Source organism: Opitutia bacterium ISCC 52, from assembly GCA_014529675.2.
Classification (GTDB): Bacteria; Verrucomicrobiota; Verrucomicrobiia; order Opitutales; family UBA2995; genus UBA2995.
Genome location: CP076040.1, coordinates 3,786,871 through 3,812,139, shown reverse-complemented (window position 1 = coordinate 3,812,139; position 25,269 = coordinate 3,786,871). Strand labels below are relative to the sequence as shown.

Below are 25,269 nucleotides of genomic sequence, written 5' to 3'. Positions count from 1 at the left end.
TATAAAACGGGCTCCTTCACTTTTACACGATCTTAGTTGGAATTGGGTCCTTCGATCCAGCCCTTTCATGTTTCCTTCATTTCTTAACCGAAATCGACCCTTTCTTGTAAAAAGGAGTTGCCCTGACTTGGCCTCAGATATGATGATCAAGGGTTCCTATGTACGCCCGTTACGCCAATCATCTATTCACGAAACAAGCCATCGAAAAGTGGTTTGATCGGATTACAGGCGACTGGGAACGAGAGTTTACCAAGGAGGAATTAAAGGCCGGTCGCTTGCTTTATCGACGCGGAGAGATTCGCGAAGTAGAGATCACTGAGACGGATGCCATTGTCCACTGTAAGATAGAAAAACAAGAGTCCTATGCCATGATCGATTGGAAGAATGGCACCTTCGAAGTTCGGGCATCCACCACGCAGCGACCCTTCGGCCGTGCGATTGCCGTTGCTGGCTTTTATGAAATCGAAGAATTAGTGGTGGAGGAAGCGGCCCCATCGCCGCAGTTTTTTAAACCGAAATCGGAGAAAGAAGAGGAACCGAAGAAACCAAAACCTGAAGTTGCGAAAAAGCCAGAGATTCCTGCTCGGCCATTGGACCTGTGGTTGGAGTTGAGTCAGCAAGGACTGACCTTAACCGCGTCCTGGATCAATAAAGATGGATCGAAAACACCTGCCCTCAAGACACCTCCTAAGAATCAATTTCCCAGTGCAAAAGAGCGAGAGCAAGTCATCCGCTTAGCAGGCCTGGCTCACAGAAGTGAATTTCAGTTTATTAAGAGCCAAGCGGTTTATCGGCTCCACAATCTGGGGCTGGTACCAGCCTTCGTGGGAGATGCATTATCGGGGTGGCGTAAGCACTTTGATATCCGGATGGATAAGGCCATGGAGAAGCGGGCCAAGGCGATCCATGAAGTCGATCTCGAGGTCGTGGCTGGTTCATTGGATGACGAAAATACCAGTTTGGATTGGCGATTCTCGGTTGGAAGAAAGAAGATCGATGGGCATCTTGGTAAGTCGCTTTTCAAGCGTGGCAAAACACTCCACTTTGTTCCGAACATCGGCATCGTCCGAGTCGGAGAACAGCAAGGCAAAGTCATCCGGGATTACAAGGAGGTTCAGTCTTCGTTGCCGGATGGGAAGATCCCTCGGTATCTCCTCTTGTCTCTTTACGGTCGCAAGCGAGTAAAGCTTTCCCTGTCCAAAGAGCTCAAGCAATGGCACAAAGCGCTTGATAGTGATACCAAGCCAGCCGAATTGGAGCTCCCTGAGTTTCTGCGCGATTACCAGCGCTATGGAGTCGAGTGGTTCTCGCACTTAGGTGACGTCGGTTGCCACGGTTTGCTTGCCGATGAGATGGGTTTAGGAAAAACCCTTCAGGTTGCGAGCCTGCTCAAACAGAAGAACATGTTGGATAAACGGCACTTGATTGTTTGCCCAGCGAGTGTGGTGCCTGTCTGGCGAGCAGAATTTGATCGTTGGTTTCCTGGTACCGAGTTGGAGGTGCTGCGTAGTGGAAATCATTTTGGTGAAAAGACCGATTCCAAGATCTGGCTGGCTAGCTATACCCAGCTACGTCGCCACAAGCACCTGTTGAGCGATGCTGAATTTGGGTATGTTGTTCTCGATGAAGCCCAGTCTATCAAGAATCCTGATGCCAAGGTCAGTCAGGCTTGTTACTCCGTAAATGCGGAACGACGGCTTGCCCTTACAGGAACCCCGTTGGAAAATAAACAACAGGATTTGTGGTCCATTTTTCGATTCCTAATGCCTGGGTTACTTGGCGGACGAAAAGTCTTTCAGGAGAATCTCGACAACGAACCTGAGATCTATCTGCCACGGCTCAATAAGCAAATTTCACCCTTCGTATTGAGGCGTACAAAGAAGGAAGTAGCCACAGAACTTCCGGAAAAGGTTGAGACCGATTTACTCTGCCCCATGACCGAGGCTCAGCGACGCGAATATGCCAAGCTGACGTCTGAAGGTATCCAGGATCTCGGCAATGACATCGAGGACATTGTAAAGAAGAAGAATTTCAACCTGCTGTCATTGCTTACTCGCTTGCGCCAGGTGGCCTGCGATCCTCATCTTACTCCCTGGGGAAAACATCCGCACTCCGATAGCGGAAAGATCACCATTCTTATTGATCGTTTGAACGACGTTCTCTCCAGTGGACACAAGGTGGTTATATTCAGTCAATTCGTCACCTTCCTCGATCGCATCAAAGGTGCGGTTAAGAAAAATTTGCCTAAGTATCCCATTCACGAATTGCGTGGTAGCACCACCAATAGGGAAAAGCCCGTGGCCGAATTTCAAGAAACTCCCGGTGCGGGAATCATGTTGGTCAGTCTTAAGGCAGGTGGCACGGGTATTACTTTGCATGCCGCTGATTACGTTTTTCTCATGGATCCCTGGTGGAATCCCGCGGTTGAAGATCAGGCGATCGATCGTGTCCACCGGATCGGTCAGGACAAAACGGTGTTTGTCTACCGCTTGGTTACCCAAGGAACCATCGAAGAACGCATCATGGAGCTCAAGGCCTCGAAGCGGGACCTCTTCGATCAAGTCATCGGGAACCTCACTCAAATGACCGATTTCAAGTCCTACTTCACCAAGTTGAGTGACTTGATTCTGCTCAGTTCGTCGAAGGACGAGTGATACTAAAACGAAGCCGATTTATTCAGCACAAAGAACTTTACGGTTTCTCTTATGACCCCGTCTTGGGCCATCGCTTCAGCTGCTTCAGGTTTTTCAAGAAGCTCGAAAAATGTTTCCAGGTTTTCTGGCTCAAAACAAAGGATGATCTGATTGCTTTCCGGATCCGTTAAATAGCTGATCGGATTAGCAACCGTTTGCGCTGTGAAAAGGTCGCCATGGGTGGCAAATCCTTCTTCCCATTTTTCAATGTCTTCTACTTCTGCAGTGGCGATAACTTTCGGCATGATGTCTTCTTTGTGTTGGATTGATGTCGGAGTACGCAATACATTTGGGTTTCCGGTTCATTGCAACCTTAAGTCATAGCGCTCCATTCTTGGGACGAGGTTGGTGTACATAAAAACTCCCTCGGACATACATCCGAGAGAGTTCTCTTATGACCTGTAAATAGATGTGCTGCTCGCGTTTAATTTCCTTGAAGCGCGTTAATCTCCGATTCGGCTGCTCGCTGGCGTTGTTCGTATGCTTCAATAGCTTGGGCGCGGGCAACTGCTTCCTGTCTTTCTTTACGTATGCGTGCCAATTCTGCCTCCGCAGCTTCGGCACGTTGCTTGGCTGCCAAGACTTCCCGATCTTCCGTTTGAGGGCTGGTTACGGCCATGCGTTGACGTTGTGCTTCCTGTTGAGCACGCACTCGTCGGGCTTGGGCGATTTCTAATTCGGCCTGCTGCTGTTGGACCTGGACATACTGTCGATCCTGTTCGTCTCCGATGGCATGCCCAATGGCTCCACCCACTACGGCTCCGATAGCAGCACCTTCTCCTCCGTCACCGCTCTGGTGACCGACAATGGCTCCTAAAGCCGCTCCTGTTAGGGCTCCCCATGTAGCTCCGTTTTGTGCACTCGGACCGCTTTCGCAGCCGGAAAATGATACCAAAGAAATGCTTCCGCAAATCAGTAAAATGATGTGTTTTGATTTCATTGAGAGGTTTATATTCTCAATGTAAAACCCCGCATCTGGGGACCGGTTTCACTAAGTTACGAAAAAAATAACTTCCAACCCACAACTCCCAGGACGATTACAAGTGCAATGCCCCAGACACGTCCTTTCCCTCTGCGTTTGCCGTCATAGTACATGCCACTACGAGGGCGCGGTTTTGGGCGTACGCGATTGGTATCGGGGTTTAGATGAAAGGTCTCTTCTTCAGTATCCGCTTCTTCCTTGGTCTCTGCACTGGGGCCTGTGGCTTTTCGCTGATACATGCCATCAAGATGGATTTCTTCGGCGGGACCGTAGGTTTTCGGTTTGTCTGGAATGGCTGTTACCCAGCTTTTGAATTTCCAGAGTACCGTTTTAGGATCCAGGCCTTCGGGAAAATCCTTGCCTCGTTCAACCACTACATGGGTTAAACCGCTGAATCTTCCGGTGTAGTCTTTGATCCCGGTCGTTTGCCGGGAAAAGATATGCCATTCGGTTTCCCCGATCTTCTTGATTTCGTGAACTGCGGGGTGATCTTCCTGCTCATTTGGAGGAAAGACGCTGGTCTCCTGTTCGAGTTGACGGATGAGGGATTGCGGTAATTCGGTATGGCCTGCGATCAAGCAGTACCCGCTACGGCCGGGTTGAAGCCCATGAGGGACACTACAAAAGATAAGTTGTTTAGCCATTACTTCTGTCGTTGCGGATTGAATACAGTGGACCAGTTGGTCAACCACCAGAAGACTGGAACCTCCACGCCATGGGGATCCATTTTTTGCGGGACGGGACTAAGCTCACCCGTTTTGATGCGACGGGGTGAATGTCCGAGAGAGGTTGAGGCAAAGTAAACCACTTTTTCGGATAGCGCTTCGGCGCGTGCTACCAGGGCCGGGACGCGTTCCAATAATCCCTCTCGTAGAATGCGTGAATTTTCCTCAACGACCATGGAATTGAAATGACGACCATTCCAAGGATCTTCCAAACGGGTCATCGGATCCCAATCCTGAATGATGTCCTTTTTACCCACCACAAAGGCGAGGGGCGTATTTAGTTTTCCTAGTGGAGAAAGCTGGTGAATTACGCGTATCCGGTTTTCCAATTCAGATAGAATGTGCTCCTGGCTTTCGGTCGGGTAATTCCGACTAAGCTGTGGATCGTTAGCCGCTGTGCGGTTTTCACGGAAGGCGGCGTCTTTGGAGGGATCAAACAAAAAGCACCAGAGGTGTGCATGGGCCAGGTGGTGCGTTACCGGATTGGTCGTTCCATCTGATCCGGGTTGAAAATGTTCTCCGGCGTTATCGTAGAAGGTCAGGCTCTGCGACGTGTCATTGTTGCCTTCCAAAATGTAAGTGAAGGGCTTGGGTAGTAGAGTGGGGCGTCCATTGAGCGTGACCTTGGAATACAAGTGTCCATCAAGGCTGGTCTTCGCCAGTAGGGCCTCCGGTGCGTTACGCGCCGTAAAGAGTCGGTGCCGCATTGCATTGAGCGGCGCGTTGGCCGTGGGATCAGCGTCCTTCCAGTGAACCCCCCAATTCTCAAATGCCTTTTTCTGTAGAATCTCTGTCAGCACGGATAAGTAATAACTTTTTCCTGCACCGGGGGAGCCGAGAATGGAAACAAAGGCTTGAGGAATGTCACTGAGTCCATGCGGTATCTTTAATCGGCATTGGGGACAGGCTTTTTCCAGGCAAGGCGTTCCCGGTAGCGTCTAGTGGCAGCCCGTTGTCATTAAAATTGTCTGCCTCGAACCGTAGCATTTCATCTTCACCGAGCAAGGGATCTCCACGGAGTGATTCGTGAGTAGCAATAGTCAGTTGATCACCCTCCGTGTACGGGCTCCAGCAATGAGGACACTGGGGCTGATGAGAACTTTCTTTATTCTGGCCGGCAGAATAGGGGCGGTGCTCTTTCAATCGCTCTTCAATTATTTCCTTTTGGGGCTTGGCTGCGGGAAGCTCCATTTCTACGACCTGGCTGATGTAGAAACCTTTGGCAGAACCTTTGGGGTAGTAAATCAGTTCATCTGGGTCTTTGAGCTCTGCAATCACCCAGGGTTCGAGCTGGAGTTTGTCCAAGGGGCCATAGATCTCACCCGTAGATGGTTCGAACACCATCCAGGTCTTGAGGTCGATTTGTTTAAGCCAGGCTTTGGGCTTTTCTGTCACGCAGATTAGAAACTGTTCCTCGTGAACTTGCAGCGTATACTCGGTTTCAAAATCTAAAACTTCTTCTGCCCAAGGTTTGCCATCGAGAAGTAAGGTGTCGCCGGGGTTCGTTGGTTCTACTTCGAGGCTCGTTTTGGTCTTCTGGAAGTGGAGTAACTGCGAGGGTGGCTTTGAATTATCCAAACTCCAGCTATTCACTGAGCCGTATCCGAGAGTAAATTTCTTTGATGCAAGTAGGCAGTTACGACCCGTGTTGATGTGAATGATCACGGTCGTCTTTGAAGCAAACCACTGTTTAAACTGTTCGAACATGCCTGTAAGACCAAAGAAGAGAGTTCGTTTAGCTTGGCCCTATCATTCCGTGATACAAGACAAACTCCGATTGAGACGGAGAAAACGATTGAATTCCTCTGCGCGGGTGCTTGGCTTCCATCCTTCTTTAATCATCCGACGTGCACATCCCTTCCAGTCAGATTCCATTCGCCACTCCTATTCCGGAAAAACCGCATGCTGTTTCATGCAGTTTCCCAACCATGGAGGATGTGATTCGTTATGAGGAGCGTGATGCGGAACTGCACAATCGAATCTCTGTGGCTTATCCTCGGTTTGTGTCTCACCACCGGGTTGTTCAGTGGGAGGCGTATTTGCAGAAAAAATACGAGCTTGGGGACTATGTGACTTACTGCGTGTGTTCGAACCAGGCTGCTAAAGAGCTCCAGCGCTACGTAGGCTTTTCCCACGTTAAGGTTTTGGCCGATGAGGCGCATGCAGTCGTTGCTGTTGAGAAGGTTGAAGAGGCCGAACTAAAAGCCCGCAAGTTTCTCCAGCATACCGGCTACCGTATATCCTCACGGGAAGCTGAAGATCTGTTGAAACAGGAAGGGCTTATTGAGGGGGATGGAAATACGGTCCCTGATCCGAAAGCCTACGAACGCTTGCAGGATACGCTGACTGAGAAGATTGGGGCACGGACCAACGAAGATGTTTTTCTGGCCAATTCTGGAATGAGCGCCATCTACGCTGCCTTTCGGGCAGTGCAAGACGTCCAGGCCAAAAAGGACCGAACGGTATGGATCCAGCTAGGTTGGATCTACGTGGATACCTATGAGATCCTTAACAAATTTGCCGGCGATGATGATCAGAAAATCTTTATCCCCGATCCCACGGACCTGGATCAGATCGAAGCCGTACTGAAAGAACGAGGCGAAACAGTAGCTGGTATCATAGCGGAGCTTCCAACCAATCCATTGGTTCAAACTCCAGACGTAAAGCGCTTGCAGCAACTTTCACGTGAGCACGAAGTGGCTTTGATCCTTGATCCTACGGTGAGTTCGATTGTCAACGTCGACACCTTGCCCTTTGCCGATATCCTGGTCACCAGTCTGACCAAGTATATATCCCATGAAGGCGACGTCATGATGGGGGCGGTCGCTCTCCAATCTGATTCGCCTTTTTACGAATCTACGAAGGAGCTCGTTGCGAGTTATGTCGAACCTCCTTACCACCGAGATGTCGCAAGAGTGGCGGAACAGCTGGACCACGTTGAGTCGGTAGCCGAACAGGTGAACGCCAATACACTCAAACTAGCCGCGTTTTTTGAAAATCATCCTGGAGTAGCAAAAGTGTTTTGGGCCTGTGGTGGCGATAATGCTGAACGCTACCAACTGATCGAAAAGGAACCAGGTTCTCCCGGTGCCATGATTACGATTGAAGTGAAGAAACCGGTAGCCGAATTTTACGATGCCTGTCGCATTCCCAAAGGCCCCAGCTTCGGCATGGAACTCACTCTGATGAGTCCTTTCATGTATATGGCTCACTACGACATTGTTTCAGCGGACACTGGACGCGACGAATTGATGGCCTACGGTATCAACGCCGATCTGATTCGTATCTCCGTCGGCACCGAGCCGATCGAGGAAATTATCGCGGCATTCGATGAGGCACTTTGATTCGCGTTGGTAAACTACTGCGCGGTATACCCGCCATCGACAGTCCACATTGCGCCGGTAACAAATGAAGCTTCATCGGATGCCAGGAATGCGGTTACATTGGCGACCTCTTCGGCTTCCCCCATTCGGCCCATAGGATGAAGGCTTTTCAGGGTAGCGTGTATCTCGGGATCTTGTGTGACATTGTCGGTGAGGGCCGTGTAAATGAATCCGGGACAGACCACGTTCACGCGGATTTTTTCAGCGGCCAGCCGGACTCCCAGATCGCGTGTGAATTGTGTCACTGCTCCCTTGCTTACCGGGTATGGGTTGTACCCATCTGAAAAGGGCAGGGAGGTCGGATAACCCACAAGACCCATAATGGAACCCATGTTTACGATAGAGCCTCCTCCTGTTTCTCGCATTGCTTCTACGGCTGCATGGCTCATGAGCATGCCGCCCTTGACGTTCACTTCCATGACGGCGTCCCAGCGTTCTTCATAATCGGCATTGGGTCCAACGTTTCTTGCAGTGATGCCTGCTGAGTTCACCAGGATATCGATTCGGCCAAACTGTGCTACGGTTTCCGCAACTATTCGTTCGGCGTCCTCGCGCTTGCACACATTGCCTTTGGTGGACTTCAATCCTGGAGCCTGAAGAGATTGGAGAGCGTCTTCATTGATGTCCGTCGCCATGACACTGGCTCCTTCTATTAGAAACTTTTCTACACAGGCTTTGCCGATCCCCGAGGCTGCACCTGTCACCAACGCAACTTTTTCTCTCAATCTCATACCTGTATTGAGGCAAGCATCGTTAATCTGCGCGATCACAATTTACCTGCTTGCTTGTCTATTCGAGACGGGCACAATAACTATCCCGTAAAGCAGTCATCTATCGCCCCGAAATCATAATCAACTTTCAGTTTTGATGCATACCCGAAGAACCTTTCTTAAAGATGCCACCATCGCTGGTGCTGCTCTCGCTTCCGCTCCTTACTTGCTCGGACAATCTCGTGGTCAAAAGTACCGCACTGTCCTCGTAGGAACCGGTTGGTGGGGCGGAAATATTCTGGGTGAAGCCATGGCCTCAGGAGAGTGCAAGATCACTGCCCTTTGCGATGTGGATGAACGCTATTTGCTACCCATGCAGGCACGTGTGAAGAAGGAGAGCGGCGATAACCCTAAGCTTTACCGCGACTACCGTGAGTTATTTGCCAAAGAAGAAGTCGATATCGCCATTATTGCTACCCCCGATCATTGGCATCCCCTTCAGACGATTGAGGCCGTGAAAGCCGGAGCCCATGTCTATGTTGAAAAACCCATCGGGCATACGGCCATGGAAGGACGGGCGATGGTTAACGCTGCTCGAGCGGCGAATCGAGTCGTTCAGGTGGGTACTCACCGTCGCATCGCTCCGCACAATGTTTCCGGGTATGAGTTTATAAAGGCAGGTAACCTTGGCAAAGTGGGCATGGTGCGCTCTTTTGTGCATTATGGAGGTGGCCCGGAAAAACCGACTCCCAACACCGAGCCTCCCAAAGAACTCGATTGGGATATGTGGTGCGGTCCAGCGCCGCTTCGCCATTATTGTGAAGCCTTACCCGGAACCGGGGGCCGGCCCATACATCCCAAAGGCTTTCGTCACTACCTCGACTATGCCAACGGCATGTTAGGCGACTGGGGCGTACACTGGCTCGACCAGATCGTGTGGATCCTGGGAGAGAAATACCCCAAGCATGTTTACTCTACGGGTGGTCGACCCATCGCTGGACCGGCCATTTACAACGAGAAGGAACAAACAACCGATGCGCCCGACCATCAGGTGGCAACTTATGAGTTTGAAAACTTCACTGCTAGCTGGGAGCACCGACGCTTTGCCGGCAACCATGCTGAAAAGGGCGAGAATGTAGGGTGTTACTTCTATGGCACCGAAGGAACTTTTCACATGGGGTGGCGTGAAGGCTGGACCTTTTATCCGAATAATAAAAATCAGCCCGTGGTTCACCGGGGGGCTCAACTCAATGAGCCGAATTCCCAAAACATTCGTGAGCTGTGGGCAGATCTACTTCACTGTATCAAATCAGGAGACAAACCCGTCTGCGATATTGAGGAGATTCACTATTCAACCAATCTGAGCCTACTTGGCATGTTGTCCTTCAAACTGGGTCGCGGCATCGAGTGGGACGGTCAGAAAGAACGCATCGTTGGCGACAAGGATGCGAATAAGCTTCTCTATCGCGATTATCGTGGCGAATGGGAGTACCCTAAGGTTTGATACTCACAGAATTTTTTTCTAGCTCTCTGAGCAAATCCTAAACTCATCCAAATCCAAAGGTTTCATGAAACCGCTTATCCTGCTTATCCTATTTCTGTCTACGACTTCGTTTACTGCATTTGCAGACCTCAAGCGCGATGCCACGCGCGCGGTAGAAGACGGCATTCGTTTCTTTCAAACCACCAGCATTGAGGGTGGCTATGTTTGGTATGTGACTCCGGACTTTGACGAGCGTTGGGGGGAAGGCCCCACCGATGATCAGACGATCGAAGTTCAGCCACCCGGCACACCCACCGTTGGGATGACATTTATGCGTGCTTACGATGTGACCAAATACAACACGGCCATGCGTGCAGCTAAAGCGGCTGCCGAGGCACTCATTGGTGGTCAGAATAATCTAGGTGGTTGGGGCCATACTATTCATTTCGATAAGCCGGCACCTTTGTTGGCGAGTTTTGACGACAATCAAACTCAGTCGGCCTTGAGTTTTCTCATGGCTTTTGAGCAAAAGTTTGTCGACGACATTGCCCTTTCAGCCGTTGAAAAAGGGCTTAACTTAATGACCACTTCCCAGCTTGCGAATGGCGGTTGGCCGCACATGTTTCCACGGCAGGGAAATTATCATGACTATGCGACTTTCAATGATCATGGAATTAACGATTGTATCCGGGTGATGATCGAAGCTGATGAATTCTACGCCAACGCGCAGATCCGGGGCAGTCTGCATCGAGCCGCTCAGTTTATAATGCGTTCTCAGCAAGCACCGCCTCAGCCAGGATGGGCGCAACAGTACAACGAATTTATGCAACCTGCTTGGGCCAGAAGTTTTGAGCCCCCTTCTTTGAGCCCTGCAGTGACGGTAAACAACCTCGACACTTTATGGATCTTGCGGTCTACCTGAACAATCGAGACTACCTGGAGCCTATTCACGATGCACTCCGTTGGCTGGACGATACCCAATTAGAGAATGGGTTATGGCCACGCTTTATCGAGATCGGCGCAGGAAAGGCTTTACACTACGACCGCGGGCGAATTCGTGTGGGATACCCCGGAACAGCTCAGTGAAGAACCTCGTACCGGATATGGTTATCAGAATGATTTATCTGATAAGCTGGATCGCGTACGTAAGCGGTTTGCAAGTCTTTGGAACACGGGCCAAGATCTGGATCCGGAAGAGGGATTGGATAGAGAAGCTCAGATAGCTAAACTAGAACCATGGGTGATTGCTATTATCGATGCTCAGGATAAAAAAGGCCGTTGGATCACTCACGATGATAAATACAAAAAACGTGTTCGCGGTCAGCCATGGAACGGTCAATGGGAGGTGCAGGACCGCATCAGCACTAAGGTTTTTATCGATAATATCAATTTGCTTTGTGATTACATTGAATTGCTTGATGGTCGTAGCTTCATGGAATTGAAGGGGCCACGCTGATAATTCGAGGGTGAGCTTGACGCTTGCCGGTGGATTTTCGGAGAATACCAGGAACTCGTTCCTATGTTCCCCATGAAAACTCCCCGTTCATTCGTTGTTTTTGTTTTTGTATTCGTTATTCACTTACTAAGTGGATCTATCTTACTTAAAGGAAACGCTACTATAGAAATTGCCTCGCCGATGGCTCCTCCTGAGTGGGCCTTGTTGCAAAGAGAGTTGCTTCTAGCCAATGCGGTAGCTTGCGAGGAATTCTACGAAAAGTATTTTGATGAGCGTGGTTGGTTGGAGTGCATAGAACGCTGGGGTGGAGATGATGGCCCGGACGACGCTATTGAGAATGTAGCGGATTGGCCAATCCTGCATGCGCTTGGTGGGGATGACAATATTCTCACCCTTTATCGAAAAGCCTGGGAGGGGCATCTTCGTCAATACACCGAAGCAAAGACCGTAGATGTGCCCTTTGCGCGGGATGGCATGTACTACAAAGAGTTTCCTGTGATGATGGACTGGATGCATAATGGGGAAGGTCTCCGGGTGTTTAACCTCCAAGGTTTAAGTGACCCATACAATCTGGACTTTCAAAAGCGAACTCGGCGCTACGCCGGGTTTTATATGAATGAAGATCCCGGGGCGCTCAACTACGACTACGAACACAAGATCATCAAAAGCATGTTCAATGGGAGTCGTGGACCGCTCATGCGGAAGACTACGGGGCTCGATTGGGCAGGTGATCCCATCGAAGTGGAGAACCGATTTCACTTGGGACATGGCGAGCGCAACTACTCTGAGATGGTCGCTCACTTCAAAGACTACAATGACACATTGGGTGACCATCCGCAGAATCTATCAGCAACCACCCTCGGCCTGAATGCTTACATACTGACGGGGGAGGAGAAGTACAAGACTTGGATGCTTGACTATGTGGATGCCTGGCTCGATCGCATGAAGCAAAACGATGGCATCATCCCATCCAGTATAGGTTTGGACGGAACCATCGGAGGCGAAACGGATGGAAAGTGGTGGGGAAGTGTCTACGGCTGGGGGTTTTCGGTAATCGTTCCTCAAACAGGTGAATTGGCTCACCGCACACGCGTTTATCGTGCTGTAGATGGATTTGGGAATGCCTTCCTGTTGACCGGAGAGCGGAAGTACATCGATGCCTGGACCCAGATGATCGACTTGGTCAACTCGAAGGCCAAGCTCGTTGATGGCGTTAAGCTCTATCCTTATATGTATGGGGATGACGGATGGTATGACTTTAAGCCCGAACCTGTTCCTTGGGGGGCCTTGAATTGTTGGTTCTGGACTCAGGATGAAGCGGATGAGAAGCGAGTGAGGCAGGATGCCTGGGTGCGCTACTTGAATGGTGAGGACGCTGATTATCCTACCCGTGAATTAAAAAAGGACTTTGGAACCATTCGATCCAAGGTGGCTGGAATGCGAGCAGATACTACCACTCCTGATACTCGTTTGGCGGATGATCCGATGAAGTTTAACCCGGCTACTATTCAGACACTCAATAAACTGATGATGGCTGGCCTCGATCCTGGACGAGGAGCTGCGCCACTGCATTGTCGTCTACGCTATTTTGATCCCGTCAATCGGCGGGCGGGAATTCCTGAAGACGTGGCAGCCCTAATCGATAGGATGTCTGATGGTTCCGTTGAAGTTACCCTGGTCAACCTCAGTCCTAGCCATAGTCGCGAGCTTATTGTCCAAGCCGGAGCCTACGGTGAACATCGAGTGACGGAGGTTGAATGTGATGGTCAAATGGTGCCTGTTGATGCCTCTACATTTCGAGTTCGTCTGGCTGCTGGAAGTGGTGCACGATTGAAGGTCTCCAACGATCGGTATGTTGAGCAGCCAACGATGACATTCCCTTGGGATCGGTGAAAAACGATTTCGTTTGTGTAGGAGCTGCTTTAGTTGCGATCCTAGCCTCTATCATTCGCAGCTAATGCAGCTCCTACAATTTCCCATAATAATAGATATAAGTTATGAAAAATTCAGTTTGGATTTTTGCTACATTGAGCCTTTGTTTGGCCTCTCTCTTCGCCGGCTGCGCCAAGCCAGAAGAAGCATCGCGACCCAATATAGTCATCATTCTAGCCGATGACTTTGGAGCCGGAGACATCCAATCCCATTTTCCCGGTGGCAAGATCCCGTCCCCTTATCTGGATCAATTTACGGAGCAGTCTATGCGCTTTACGAATGCTCATAGCGGATCAGCTGTATGCACACCCACGAGGTATGGGCTTCTGACGGGGCGTTACGCTTGGCGGACTCGCCTACAGGAGTGGGTGCTGGCAAGTTATGAACCACCCTTGATTGCAGAGGATCGATTAACGCTACCGGGGTTTTTGCAGGACCAGGGATATGCTACGGCCTGTATCGGGAAATGGCATTTGGGTTGGAACTGGCCGGGGCCACAACCGAGTACGATGGAAGAGGATGCTCATCTTCATACCCAGCATACTTGGTATTATGATCAGCCTATCGAGGATGGTCCGATTACCCGTGGATTTGATCACTATTTTGGTGTGCACCTTCCAAACATGCCGCCGTTTACCTTTATCGAAAACGATCGAATTGTGGAGCTGCCCACCGATCGCTTTGAGTATGATCCCGATGATAATCGTTTTATGCCACGGGCATTCGATGATAACCCGATGGCGCCAGGTTGGAGATTTGAGCAGATACTACCTGAAATTACAAAACGGGCGGTACGCTACATCCACGAACAAGCAAAGGAGGATGAACCTTTCTTTTTGTACTTTCCGATGACGAGTCCACATACCCCCATTGTTCCCAGTGAACCCTTTGTCGGGAAAAGTGGCATTTCCAATGTGGCGGACTTTATTATGGAAACCGATTGGTCGGCGGGACAAGTGATTCAGGCTTTGGAGGATGCAGGAGTCGCTGAAAATACCCTGGTACTCTTTACTTCAGACAATGGACATTTACCACAGGGCTGGGACGATTTAGTCAAAGTCGGCCACAAACCGAGTGGCCCCTACCGTGGTCGGAAAGCAGAAATTTGGGAGGGTGGTCATCGCATACCGTTCCTGGTACGTTGGCCCGGAATGATAGAAGCGGGTTCGATAAATGAAAATCTCCTGAGCTTGAATGACATTTTTTCTACTTGTGCTGAAATATTGGGTACGTCCCTAGGGCTCGACGAAGCAGAAGATAGTTTAAGCTTTCTGTCTGTGCTTTTGGGTAAGAGCGAAGAGCCACATCGAGATCATATTGTTGGGCACTCGGTGGGGGGTGAATTTTCCTATGCTGAGAACGGATGGAAACTTATATTCAGGAACGAAGTTCAGAATCGAAATCTATCCCGCGGTAAACCGCGCATTCGGGAGCTTTATCATTTGGCGGAGGATATTGACGAGTCCGAGAATCTGATTGAGCAGCAATCTGATGTAGCCGATGCATTGGAAGAGAAGCTGCGTAAAGTGGTTGCCCGAGGTACCAGTCGTGAAGGGCCAGCCCAGAAGAATGATACGGATGTCGTCATCGATGTGACACAAACTCTTCGTTGGGGAGAACCGCTTTTTGATTAAAGTAGCATAGGCATCTTGCTAGAGTCTTATACACATTTTTACTGAGCGGTTTTCAGTGCTATAGAACGTAACATTTATTTAGTATACCGCTATTATTGGTAGGGCGGCCTCGCCGAGGGCGCCGTGTTTGGTTAGATTCAAGATCAGACGGCTCGTGGGTGATGTCGGCTTCGCCTCGGTCCGGCGATCGGCCATCGCTGTAGCCAGGCTCAGAAGGGCAGGGTATACCAATGCTTTTAATCTTGGTTCCTATAAGCGAGCTGCTGCATTATTGGAATCCTCAGCATGAAACATCTCTTATGCCTCATTGTTTGTTTACCCTTGGTCGCTTGCTCCGCAGTAGAAAAAGAATCAGTCGTCGAAGTAAACCGCTTTGCTGAAAACCCTATTCTCCACGCGGGTCTATCAGGTACGCTCGGTAACAAACTCAATGGGCCGTCCCTGATCCGTGTTCCCGATTGGGTAAAAAATCCGCTCGGAAACTATTACCTTTATTTCGCACACCACAAAGGAAACTTTATTCGCCTGGCCTATGCGGATGACTTGCACGGCCCCTGGCGTATTTACGAACCGGGTACCATTCATTTGGAAGAAGCTCGATCTCTCGAAGATCACATTGCGTCGCCCGATGTACATATCGATGATGAAAACCAAATCATCCGCATGTATTTTCACGGCTCGCATCCAGGGACTAATCAACGAACAGTGTCTGCTATTTCCAAAGACGGTCTTGTATTCGATGTCTTTGATGAGATTCACGGCCTCAGCTATTTTCGCGTGTTCCAATATGAAAGGGCTTACTACGCGATGGATTCCTCGGGATATTTGAACCGATCTGATCACCCTGACCATGGATGGGAAAAGCGGGAGCACGAGCTAATCGCTACGATACCCACCGATGACGAGTTTGGGGCTCGCGACGATGTTCGTATCCGGCACAGCGCGGTCTATCTGCGAAACGATACGTTGTATCTCTTTTACACGCGCAAGAGTGATGCCCCTGAACGCATTTTAATTGCAACGGTTCCCCTGATCGGTGATTGGAAAAGCTGGGAAGCCAGTGAACCCATCGAAGTGCTCCGACCCGAAATGGATTATGAAGGTATTCAGCATCCCAATCAGCCCTCCAAAAAAGGCGGAGGTATCGGACTTCAGCAGCTTCGTGATCCCGGTATCTTTGAAGAGGACGGGCAGTTGTATTTGCTTTACTCCGTGGCCGGCGAGGAAGGGATTGCAATTGCGGAGCTAACTATAGAGTAGGTTTCAGATAGCAGGCTGGGGCTAGACCTCCCTACCACGAGCCGAGTTTTATATCTGGTTGATTGTAGGAGCAAACTTGTTCGCGACCTCAACGCCTTTGCCCCTACGAGTCGCGAACAAGTTTGCTCCTACAGAAGACGAATGGACCTCTTCGTCGATGCTGTTGTCAGGCCTTCTCCATTCTGTCGTGAACCAGCATCGCTACTTTTTGAAATGTAGCATCGGTGGAGACACCGATGAGTTTCGGTTGAGCTTTAAAATGAAAGGTAATGCGAAATCGCCGAGAGCGCCCTTTTAAGTACGGTTCAAGAGGAAGAGGAAGAGTTCCGAAGAGCGAAGCGACGACAAGACCGGGCTGCGCAGCAGAACCGGAACAAGAGGATGATCTAAATAGGGGTAGCATCGGTGGATACACCGATGACCTCTACTGTGTCGCCTCGCTTGCCTCAACTTCCGGCAACAACTTCGAAATGAACCGATTGCTATCATCGAAATACTTGATTGCCGCCTGGCGTATTTTTTCAGCAGTTAATGATTCGGTTCGTGCTACCCGCTGATTGACCGCATCGAAGTCGATACCGTTCTTGGTATAAGTCCCAAGAGCCGACATCCAGAATCGGTTTTCGCGTAAACTGGTTTCGATGCCTCGCATGTGCATTTCCTTTACGGAATCGAGATCCTCTGGATCGGGACCCTCTGTTTGAAATTTTGCAACGACATCCAATGCCGTTTGAAGGAGCTCGTCTACGCGTTCTGGATCGCAGCCAAAGCTGATGCCGGTCGAAAATTCCCCGGTCGGGTAGCGGCTCATGCCTCCACCAACGCTTACGCCGTAGACGCCGCCTTTGTCTTCGCGAAGTGCTTCCCGCATTGGAATTTTCAACACATCAATCATCGCACTCAATAGATACTGATCGTAGTAGCTCCATTCAGTAGAACCATAGAAGCTGACGCGCACCGAACTTTTGGGTTCGATACCTTTGCGAACGATCACCTCGTTTTGCCCGGTGATCTTGTCGTCATCAATATCCTTCCAGCTTTCTTTTCGACCCATAGTGGGCAAGCTGGCAAGGTATTTTTCGACCAGGGGCCGGATGACCTTCAAGTCGAAGGCACCAACGAAAATAAAGGTGAAGTCACCCGCGTCTTTATATCGGTCTTCATAAAACTCTAAAGACTCTTCCAGGTCCTGTGCATTGATGTACGCTTCGTTGAAAGGCTGATGACGTGGATGATTATTGTAGAGTTTCTTTTCAACGGCGTCACCGAACACAGCATTGGGATTATTCAAACGGTTCTTAACCGAGGCCCTCATTTGGGTGAGCATGGCGCTAAAAATCTCTTCGTCAGTCCGAGGTTCGGTGAAACGTAAGTGCGTCAGTTGGAACAACGTTTCCAAATCTTCTGGGGAGGCACTGCCCGACATATTCTCATAGAGTTCTCCAATAGATGGGCGTGCCTGTGCGCGAATTCCAGCCAACTTCTTGCGAAGGTCACGTGACTTGTAATCTCCAATTCCGCTACCTGCTATAACGCTATCCGCACTGGATGCTGAAACGAAATCCTCATCGGAAGCGAGGCTGTGCCCTCCTGGACTAAAGGCTGAGAAGCTGACCTGGTCTTTCTTGAAATCGGTGGGTTTTAAAACCACTCGAATGCCGTTGGAAAGTTGCCAATCGGTTACATCGACCGACTCATGGTAGCTTTCGGAAACGATCGAACCTGGCGTCGGTTCTTGTTTCATCAATGGACTCGAAAGATCCGCTTCTTGGTAGGCTTCAATGGTTGCAGCTTCCGCATCCTTAATCACAGCAAGGATTTCTTCCTGACTTGGGACATAGACCCCTTCTTTCTCAGAAGCGGTGTATAGAATGATTCGATTTTCAGTCGTCATCCAGTTGTCTCCGATGTCTGAGACCTCTGCTAGCGACAGGGTGGGGAGGAACTTCTTGGTCAGCTCAAGTTCATATTCAATGCCTGGAGCGGTTTCCTTTTCAAGGAAGTGCGAGGCCAATTCACTTGAGTGACGACTGGATCGCCGTTGGTCCTTTTCTTTAAATGCCCGTTCCATGCCGCGCATCATGTTGACTTTGGCTCGACCCAGTTCTGCTTGGGTGAATCCATCCACCCGCGCTCGCTTGTTTTCAACCAGCAGGGCTTTAAGGCCTTCGGCAAATTTTCCTTCTTCGACGGCCACTCCTTGCTGAACCATATCCACGGCTCGCACGAAGCTCCCCTTGCCTGTGGATGCTCCAAGATAGGGTGGCTCTTTTTCCTGGGCGCGTTCACGAAGTCGTGCGTTCAGCATGCTGGTGTAGAGTGACTCCCCCAACATTTTCCGATAGTCGCCTTCGGTGATCATGTGGCTCTTATCCGTCTTGTAGGCAATGCTAACAGAGGTGCTGGATAACTCGTGATCCGTTTCGATAGAGAATAGAGTTTCCTGGTGACCCGGGACCTCAAAGCTCGGTCGATCAGGAGCATCTTCCGGGTTCGTCAGATGAGCAAAGTGTTTCTCGATCAGGCCTTTGATGGTTTCTGTTTCAAAATCGCCCACCGCCACAATTGCCATGAGATCAGGACGATAGAAGTCTTTATAAAACTCTACAAAGTCATCCCTGGTCACAGATTCGATGGCTTCAACTGTGCCGATCGGGATCCGCTCTGCATACATGGAATTGTGAAACAAAACCGGGATTTGCTTATCCTGGATACGATTGCGTGCGCCCAGTCGAAGGCGACGTTCCTCCAAGATGACCCCGCGCTCCTTTTCGATCTCTTCTTCGTCAAAGGTGATCTGGTGTGCCCAGTCTTCCAGTATTTGAAATCCTTGAGCCAGGATCTCTTCATCGTCCATGGGTAGCTCCAGTATGTAGACGGTTTCATCGAAGGAAGTGTAAGCGTTGAGATCGGCTCCGAAGCGCATGCCGATGCTCTCAAGGTATTCCACCAGTTCTAGCTTCTCAAAGTTCTCGGTACCATTGAAGGCCATGTGTTCGAGAAAGTGGGCGAGTCCACGGGTACTTTCCTTCTCCAAAATTGATCCAGCGTTCACGACGAGCCGGAAATTGGCCCGGTTTTTCGGTTCAGCGTTCTCCCGAATGTAATAGGTCAGACCATTTTCAAGTTTGCCGTAGGTGATAGCCGGGTCGAGAGGCAACTCCTGGTCGGGTTGGGCAAACAGGCTAGAGGCTATGCAAAGTGCCAGTCCTAGGAGGGATGTGCTTCCGAGTAGACGTTTCATGGGTATAAGTTGATTAAGAAATATTGGAAAATAGTGTCTCAGTTTTGGGATGCAATCTTCATTGGTCTAATAACGGCAGATCTTGACCCGGAGGAGGCCATTGCTAAACATGAACGACTACCCCGATTAGCTTTGCCCTATGAAAAAAATCCTTACAATTCTCGGACTCCTCTACGTGCTTTCAGTTCCCCTGTTTTCGGCCGACCTCTATGTTCCTTACAATACGCAGGCCCCTGGTGAGGAGCCATTGCCTCCTGAAGACGCGGCGGCGGCTATGTCCTTGCCTGAAGGGTTTTCGGCTACTCTGTTTGCCGGTGAACCAGATGTGCGGCAACCCATCGCCATGGAAACGGATGATCGTGGACGGCTTTGGGTGGCTGAGTCTTATTCTTATAAGGAATGGGAGATGAAAGGGGAAGATCGGGTGTTGGTTTTTGAAGATACGGACAGTGATGGCCGATTTGATTCACGAAAGATTTTTTATGACAAAGCCACCCACCTGTCTGGCATGACGGTCGGCTTTGGTGGGGTGTGGATCTGTAACTCGCCCAACTTGGAGTTTATCCCGGATCGAGATGGGGATGACGTTCCGGATGGACCGCCCGAGATCGTGCTCGATGGATTTACTATGCAGGCCAACCACAACTTTTTTAACGGCCTGAGCTGGGGTTTAGATGGTTGGCTCTATGGCCGCCATGGCATCACGGCTTCGTCCTTGGTTGGCAAACCAGGCACGCCAGTGGGTGAGCGAGTCGATGTCAGTTGCGGTATCTGGCGTTTGCATCCCGTCACGCGTGAATTTGAAATCGTCGTCCGTGGTACCACCAATCCTTGGGGACTCGATTGGAACGATATGGGTGAGATGTTCATGACCGGAAACGTAAATGGTCATCTTTGGCATGTGGTCCCTGGGGCTTACTATCCACGCATGCACGGCCAAGGTTCTGCGGCGCATGTCTATGACCGCATACCTCTAACTGCCGATCACCTTCATCATGAAGGTAAATGGACGGACCGAAGAAAGTTTCGTGACAATGCCGAAGGTCTAACCGACCTCATGGGTGGCGGGCATACTCACTGCGGAGCTATGGTATACCTTGGGGACAATTGGCCTGAGAAATACCGCGACACTATTTTTATGAGTAACACCCATGGCCGGCGCATCAATAACGACATCCTGCAGCGGACAGGATCGGGGTATGCGGCCACGCACAGCAATGACTTCATGATCGCCAACCATCCCTGGTATAAAGGAGTCACTCAAATCTATGGACCTGATGGAGCTGTGTATATGTCCGACTGGACCGACATCGGCGAGTGTCATGACAACGATGGCGTCCATCGCACCAGTGGTCGGATTTACAAAGTCGTCTATGGCGATGTGAAAAATCCAGGTTCGATTGACCTGGCCAAACAAACCAGCCTCGAATTGGCGGCGTATCAACTTCACAAGAACGATTGGTATGTGCGCCATGCGCGTCGTCTTTTGCAGGAGCGCTATGTTGCTGGTGATGATATCGGTGATGCCCGCAAGGAGTTGATGCGTATGCTCGATTCGGGTGACTATGAAGCCGATCGGGAGCTTCGGTTTATCTGGGCATTAAATAGTAGCGGTGGAGTCGGGGAAAAACGATTAACCTCACTTCTTGATCACAGAAATGAACACGTCCGCAGCTGGGCCGTTCGATTGATCGGTGAGGGAGGCCTGCCTACTAAGTCTCAGTTTAATAAGATTCGTAAGCTGGCCAGTAATGGTGAGTCGCGGTTGGTGCGTATGTATGTGGCTTCGACCTTTCCACGCTTTTCTGAGAATCAGCAATGGACTCTGGCGGAAGACCTGTTGTCGGATTTTGGATACGCATCCGACCAAAACCTCCCCTACATGATTTGGTATGCACTGCTTCCCCTGGTGGAAGCCGATCCTGTTCGAGCGCTTGGCTTTCTAGCCCATTGCGCCGATCCTCAAGTCTATAAGAATATCGTTCGCCGCATCGCCTCAGACTTTGATTTGAATGCGAATTTAATGCCGCAGTTGGTTGAGGCCATTTCTGCTACCTTAGATCGTGGGAATCAGTTGCAGGCCCGAGCAGGAGTGAAAGGCATATGGGAAGCGCTTCATGGTCTGAAAAAACTCCAAGCCCCCGCGAATTGGAATTTGTTGGCCGATTCAAATGATGCCGGCGTACTGGCTGAAGCGATCGGACTGGAGCCGGTCTTCGATCAGGATGCATCGATGACTGACAGAGACTGGCTGGCCCTGCTCGATAATCAGTCTCGTAGAAATCAGGCCATTCGTGAATTAGCTGCTTTTGACGATCCCAAGATCGCGGGAATCATCTTAAGACCCTACCGTCGTTACTTGACCGACGATCGACAGGCGACCATGGCTACGCTGAGTTCCCGCGCTTCCTTTGCTGGACCACTCCTGCAGGCCATGAAAAATGGCACTGTGTTGCAGAAAGATCTCTCGGCCTTCCATGCGCGACAGATTTACAACTTAGGTGATAAGCGCCTCAACAAACTCCTGAGTGAGGTGTGGGGGCAGCTCCGACAAAGTCCCAAAGAGAAGCAAAGCCAGATTAAGGCGTGGGAGAAAAAGCTTACACCCCAAGTGTTGGCCAAGGCTAACATCGCCAATGGTAAGTCTCTGTTCAAGGCCAGTTGCTCTTCCTGTCATGCTCTCTTCGGTGAAGGTGGTGATTTAGGTCCACACCTGGATGGTAGTGATCGCCAGAATCTCTATTATGTTTTGGAGAATCTGATCGATCCTAGTGCAGTGCTTCCGCAGGACTACCGAATGAACGTGATCACACTGAAGGATGGCCGTGTGTTAAGCGGAAATATTACCGCGCAGTCGAGACACACGATCACGATTGCTGGACTCGATAGTGTCGAAGTGATTCCGGTATCGGAAGTGGTGAAGCAAGAGCAATTCGAACAGTCCACCATGCCAGAAGGTTTGTTGCAGACCATGAGTCAACAGGATGTGGTGGATCTGATCGCTTACTTACAACAATGAGGCCTATGCGCTAGCTATAGTTTTGATCTAAGTTGGTCGAGATTACTGTCTGTTAAGTAACTGAAGGGCACATTTTGCCAGTTCTCCAATTACCCGGAACGAGCATCGACATTGGTTTTTCGGGGATACCAAATTCATTTTGATAAAGCAGCTGTGAAACGAGTCTCACGCATCCAGCTCCCACTTCATCCGGCATCAAGTCAATGCCACTGAATCCTTTGTTGCGGTCATTAAACTAGAGCACAAATTGTCAGAAGGAGAATCCGTAAGAAGATAGTCATGGTAGCTATCAGCGGTGTATGTGGAAAAGTCAGTAAGATGATGGGAGTAAAGCAATTACTTTACCAAATTTGTCTCATTTCGAAAACCAAATCTACAAAAAGCTAATTCTGGTTATCTTGAACGATCTCCTGGTGGAAACCAACCCAGTCGTCCTGATCATTCAAGTCGACTGCCGGCCAGATGGTGTCATCGACGGGCAGACCGGCGCGCTCCAGCATGACGTTGCGCTCAGGTTCCGGTTTGTGGAAGGCTAGAACTTCCTGGTTGAAGGTATGGATTGCTTCCGAGGTCAATTTCTCGGCGGGCGCATTTTGTTTTATCCAGGCTTCAAAATCCAGGTAGGTGGGCGCCGCTTTGGCGAAGAACGCAGCCGTCGCTTCATACTCCAGCCCGAGAGTGTCCAGTAGCCACCCATCGAGGCCTCCGACGCCAGATTTATAGTCGTCGTTCAGCCGGTCCTTGGAGGCGAGGAGCATCTTCTGCCACAGCCTGGGTAAATGGACGATGCCGAGGCGGCCGGTGGAACGGCTGCTGATGAGTGGTACGAATTTATTCATGGAAGTGATTTCAGTTAAAGGATTGGGAAAAAGCTAGGGTAGTTTTTTCACCAGCACCAGCCAGTCTTCGTGAAAATCATAGGGAGGCAAGCCAAGGCTTCTCCAATCGCCGCCCTCCACCGAATTGATGCTCCCAACTCGGCGTCTTGAATAGAGTTCCTTCAGCTTTTCACCGGTATGAGGTCCATCTCCGGTGCGAGGGTTGTACCAGGAAACTGAGTACGTTCCACTTTTCCCTCGAAGATCAATCAGGTTGTTGTCCCACTCGGGAAAGTAGACGGCATATAGGTCGCCTTCTCGTGCGAGCACGTAGTCACGGTCATCGGAGGTTAGAGCGTCTGCGGGTAGCATATCTGTGAAAGGAAGGTGCTTGTGAAACAGGTCCAGCGCGTGACGCGAGTAGGCCCACATGTTTTCCCGGCTCCGCCAATCCTCACAATTCAAGTCGCTGTGAGGCAGCTCGTATCCGAAATACCATTCTACGCCGGCACCACCACCCATCAGGTTCCCCCACAGAGTGTATTTCCGCATCGCAGCCTGATTGTTGGGTATGTGGTTGTCTGGCTCTACGCCTTGCCACGCGATTCCCGGTTCATCGAGAAAGAAGACCCAGGGATGACCGGCTGCTGCGGAGCGTTGGATCCATTTCTGAGTTTGGGTGTTGATGACCCGTAGTTTGTCCCGCGTCTGGAAGGAAAGGACATCGAGGCTCTTGTGCCCAAGCAACGGCCCGTAAACGTGCTCCCACTTCTTGGTATGGGTGTGCAAGGCGGTTGGGTGTTTGTACGGGTCGGTCGCTTTGAAATAGTCGGCGAAGTCCTTCTGCTGCTGGGTGGTGTTGGTGTTTTCTTCACCCAGGTTCCAGATGAGAGCGGGGTGGTGCCCAAACCGTGCAATCAGTTCCCGGTAGTACATTTTGCGTTCCGGGCCCAGTTCACCGCCATCGTGCAACTGATCGTTTTCCGTTTCCTGGGTGATGACGTGTACAACGATCCCCATTTTCGTCATATGGGAAAAAACGATTTCCCATTGGTCGAGTTTACTGCAATCGAATCGAAACCGCTCATCGTAGTCCGTGTAGGGCCACACGTCCTGTCCATCTCCGATAATGTTCTGAGTAAGGAAGTAGATCACGTTCATACGTTGTGAGCTGATGTAGTTCACCGCACCGATAATAGCCTTCCCTTTACCACCTTGCCAAGTGGGATCATCTTCCCGCCAATCTTGTAAGTGCGGTGCCCAGTCTTTTAGGAACTGCTTCTTGGGGTTGTGGGAGTAAGTTCCATCAAAGTCCTTGAAGGCGAGAAATGTCTCCGGGCTGTCTGGTCCACTCTTGAGGTAGTATTGCCCCGTTTCCTGAAATTGAAGGTATCGCTTTCCCACATAGGCCAATTTACCTTGGCCTCGCATGTCTGGAGCTGCCTTGTCGCTTCTTACAATGGTAAAGCTTCCTCGGGTGCCATCAAAAGAGGTTGCTTTGCCGGCCGATGCATCTGCAGAGATAGCTACTTCCTTACCCGTCCTGAATGAGGCTTCGAACTCCCATTTCCCCGCCGTCTCAGGCATGAAGTGCACACGCCATTTGTTTCCGGCGGTTCCACTTGTTTCGGCTGCCTCTCCGTCCGCCGCAAAATACCCAGGAACGGAGAATGTTTGATCCTTATGCGTAAACGTCACCTGCAGACGATAATCCAGGAAGGGGTTGGGCGTCGCATCCTCCGAAGATGCCGGTCCATCAAAGTTCAGCGTTACGCGGTGCCATTGTTTTAATTCACCATCGAGGGAGTAGTCTGCGCGAAGACCGACACAAATAAATACGAGTGATGCCAAGATTAGTAGAGTAGGGTACCTTTGAAACATAAGCATATCGATAGTTTGTAGAGCTTCCTTATTCAAACCTGGAATTGTC

General features: G+C 50.3%; 19 protein-coding genes. 10 read left to right on the top strand and 9 right to left on the bottom strand.

Annotation, left to right across the window (positions count from 1 at the left end):
- Nucleotides 1–158 precede the first annotated feature (158 nt).
- Nucleotides 159–2,654 carry a DEAD/DEAH box helicase gene (locus tag GA003_16155; protein QXD27531.1) on the top strand — a complete coding sequence of 832 codons (2,496 nt, stop codon included), beginning with the start codon at nt 159–161 and terminating at the stop codon, nt 2,652–2,654.
- 2 nt (nt 2,655–2,656) lie between these two features.
- On the opposite strand, the gene GA003_16150 is transcribed toward GA003_16155, so the two are convergent.
- The 5 genes from GA003_16150 to GA003_16130 form a co-directional block, all read right to left on the bottom strand.
- The gene (locus tag GA003_16150) at nt 2,657–2,938 is read right to left on the bottom strand and encodes a hypothetical protein (protein ID QXD27530.1); all 282 of its coding nucleotides are present in this window, start codon (nt 2,936–2,938) and stop codon (nt 2,657–2,659) included.
- Nucleotides 2,939–3,117: 179 nt separating this feature from the next.
- Nucleotides 3,118–3,633 (bottom strand): hypothetical protein, encoded by a 516-nt coding sequence (locus GA003_16145; protein QXD27529.1) that lies wholly within the window; start codon nt 3,631–3,633, stop codon nt 3,118–3,120.
- A gap of 56 nt (nt 3,634–3,689) precedes the next feature.
- Nucleotides 3,690–4,319, bottom strand: coding sequence for a hypothetical protein (locus GA003_16140; GenBank protein QXD27528.1), 630 nt, complete (start codon nt 4,317–4,319; stop codon nt 3,690–3,692).
- Complete coding sequence (locus GA003_16135) at nt 4,319–5,200, bottom strand: hypothetical protein (GenBank protein ID QXD27527.1); 882 nt, start codon at nt 5,198–5,200, stop codon at nt 4,319–4,321. The genes GA003_16140 and GA003_16135 overlap by 1 nt, the downstream gene beginning before the upstream one ends.
- A 64-nt stretch (nt 5,201–5,264) precedes the next feature.
- Nucleotides 5,265–6,107: a hypothetical protein gene (locus tag GA003_16130; GenBank protein QXD27526.1), complete on the bottom strand. Its 843-nt coding sequence runs from the start codon at nt 6,105–6,107 to the stop codon at nt 5,265–5,267.
- 140 nt (nt 6,108–6,247) lie between these two features.
- On the opposite strand from GA003_16130, the gene GA003_16125 reads away from it, so the two are divergent.
- Nucleotides 6,248–7,744, top strand: coding sequence for a PLP-dependent transferase (locus GA003_16125; protein ID QXD27525.1), 1,497 nt, complete (start codon nt 6,248–6,250; stop codon nt 7,742–7,744).
- 14 nt (nt 7,745–7,758) lie between these two features.
- Here the strand turns inward: GA003_16125 and GA003_16120 are convergent, their stop codons facing one another.
- On the bottom strand, nt 7,759–8,514 hold the full coding sequence (locus tag GA003_16120) for an SDR family oxidoreductase (protein ID QXD27524.1): 756 nt from the start codon (nt 8,512–8,514) through the stop codon (nt 7,759–7,761).
- A 136-nt stretch (nt 8,515–8,650) separates the two neighbouring features.
- On the opposite strand from GA003_16120, the gene GA003_16115 reads away from it, so the two are divergent.
- The 7 genes from GA003_16115 to GA003_16085 all read left to right on the top strand — a co-directional run bounded on the left by GA003_16115 (nt 8,651) and on the right by GA003_16085 (nt 16,258).
- Entirely contained in the window at nt 8,651–9,997 is a 1,347-nt protein-coding gene (locus GA003_16115) for a Gfo/Idh/MocA family oxidoreductase (protein QXD27523.1), read from the top strand.
- Between the two features lie 64 nt (nt 9,998–10,061).
- Nucleotides 10,062–10,898, top strand: a complete 837-nt coding sequence (locus tag GA003_16110) for a pectate lyase (protein ID QXD27522.1) — start codon at nt 10,062–10,064, stop codon at nt 10,896–10,898.
- A complete protein-coding gene (locus GA003_16105) occupies nt 10,877–11,062 on the top strand; it encodes a hypothetical protein (protein QXD27521.1) in 186 nt (61 codons plus the stop codon). Before GA003_16110 ends, GA003_16105 begins: the two co-directional genes overlap by 22 nt.
- Complete coding sequence (locus GA003_16100; protein ID QXD27520.1) at nt 11,034–11,432, top strand: hypothetical protein; 399 nt, start codon at nt 11,034–11,036, stop codon at nt 11,430–11,432. The genes GA003_16105 and GA003_16100 overlap by 29 nt, the downstream gene beginning before the upstream one ends.
- A 180-nt stretch (nt 11,433–11,612) precedes the next feature.
- Nucleotides 11,613–13,325, top strand: coding sequence for a hypothetical protein (locus GA003_16095; GenBank protein QXD30465.1), 1,713 nt, complete (start codon nt 11,613–11,615; stop codon nt 13,323–13,325).
- A gap of 104 nt (nt 13,326–13,429) precedes the next feature.
- On the top strand, nt 13,430–14,998 hold the full coding sequence (locus GA003_16090) for an arylsulfatase (GenBank protein QXD27519.1): 1,569 nt from the start codon (nt 13,430–13,432) through the stop codon (nt 14,996–14,998).
- A 387-nt stretch (nt 14,999–15,385) separates the two neighbouring features.
- Nucleotides 15,386–16,258, top strand: a complete 873-nt coding sequence (locus GA003_16085; GenBank protein QXD30464.1) for a hypothetical protein — start codon at nt 15,386–15,388, stop codon at nt 16,256–16,258.
- Between the two features lie 424 nt (nt 16,259–16,682).
- On the opposite strand, the gene GA003_16080 is transcribed toward GA003_16085, so the two are convergent.
- Nucleotides 16,683–19,502 (bottom strand): insulinase family protein, encoded by a 2,820-nt coding sequence (locus tag GA003_16080; GenBank protein QXD27518.1) that lies wholly within the window; start codon nt 19,500–19,502, stop codon nt 16,683–16,685.
- A 139-nt stretch (nt 19,503–19,641) separates the two neighbouring features.
- Here GA003_16080 and GA003_16075 point away from each other — a divergent pair, with 139 nt between their 5' ends.
- A complete protein-coding gene (locus GA003_16075) occupies nt 19,642–22,521 on the top strand; it encodes a c-type cytochrome (protein QXD27517.1) in 2,880 nt (959 codons plus the stop codon).
- 383 nt (nt 22,522–22,904) lie between these two features.
- On the opposite strand, the gene GA003_16070 is transcribed toward GA003_16075, so the two are convergent.
- Both GA003_16070 and GA003_16065 read right to left on the bottom strand, forming a co-directional pair.
- Nucleotides 22,905–23,360, bottom strand: coding sequence for a DUF5069 domain-containing protein (locus GA003_16070; protein ID QXD27516.1), 456 nt, complete (start codon nt 23,358–23,360; stop codon nt 22,905–22,907).
- Nucleotides 23,361–23,393: 33 nt separating this feature from the next.
- Complete coding sequence (locus GA003_16065) at nt 23,394–25,220, bottom strand: DUF5060 domain-containing protein (GenBank protein QXD27515.1); 1,827 nt, start codon at nt 25,218–25,220, stop codon at nt 23,394–23,396.
- Between the last annotated feature and the right edge of the window lie 49 nt (nt 25,221–25,269).

Excerpts from the sequence above, each read along its gene's own strand:
- GA003_16155 (QXD27531.1), top strand. The coding sequence starts at position 159 with ATGTACGCCCGTTACGCCAATCATCTATTCACGAAACAAGCCATCGAA.
- GA003_16150 (QXD27530.1), bottom strand. The coding sequence starts at position 2,938 with ATGCCGAAAGTTATCGCCACTGCAGAAGTAGAAGACATTGAAAAATGG.
- GA003_16145 (QXD27529.1), bottom strand. The coding sequence starts at position 3,633 with ATGAAATCAAAACACATCATTTTACTGATTTGCGGAAGCATTTCTTTG.
- GA003_16140 (QXD27528.1), bottom strand. The coding sequence starts at position 4,319 with ATGGCTAAACAACTTATCTTTTGTAGTGTCCCTCATGGGCTTCAACCC.
- GA003_16130 (QXD27526.1), bottom strand. The coding sequence starts at position 6,107 with ATGTTCGAACAGTTTAAACAGTGGTTTGCTTCAAAGACGACCGTGATC.
- GA003_16120 (QXD27524.1), bottom strand. The coding sequence starts at position 8,514 with ATGAGATTGAGAGAAAAAGTTGCGTTGGTGACAGGTGCAGCCTCGGGG.
- GA003_16115 (QXD27523.1), top strand. The coding sequence starts at position 8,651 with ATGCATACCCGAAGAACCTTTCTTAAAGATGCCACCATCGCTGGTGCT.
- GA003_16110 (QXD27522.1), top strand. The coding sequence starts at position 10,062 with ATGAAACCGCTTATCCTGCTTATCCTATTTCTGTCTACGACTTCGTTT.
- GA003_16105 (QXD27521.1), top strand. The coding sequence starts at position 10,877 with ATGGATCTTGCGGTCTACCTGAACAATCGAGACTACCTGGAGCCTATT.
- GA003_16095 (QXD30465.1), top strand. The coding sequence starts at position 11,613 with ATGGCTCCTCCTGAGTGGGCCTTGTTGCAAAGAGAGTTGCTTCTAGCC.
- GA003_16090 (QXD27519.1), top strand. The coding sequence starts at position 13,430 with ATGAAAAATTCAGTTTGGATTTTTGCTACATTGAGCCTTTGTTTGGCC.
- GA003_16080 (QXD27518.1), bottom strand. The coding sequence starts at position 19,502 with ATGAAACGTCTACTCGGAAGCACATCCCTCCTAGGACTGGCACTTTGC.
- GA003_16075 (QXD27517.1), top strand. The coding sequence starts at position 19,642 with ATGAAAAAAATCCTTACAATTCTCGGACTCCTCTACGTGCTTTCAGTT.
- GA003_16070 (QXD27516.1), bottom strand. The coding sequence starts at position 23,360 with ATGAATAAATTCGTACCACTCATCAGCAGCCGTTCCACCGGCCGCCTC.
- GA003_16065 (QXD27515.1), bottom strand. The coding sequence starts at position 25,220 with ATGTTTCAAAGGTACCCTACTCTACTAATCTTGGCATCACTCGTATTT.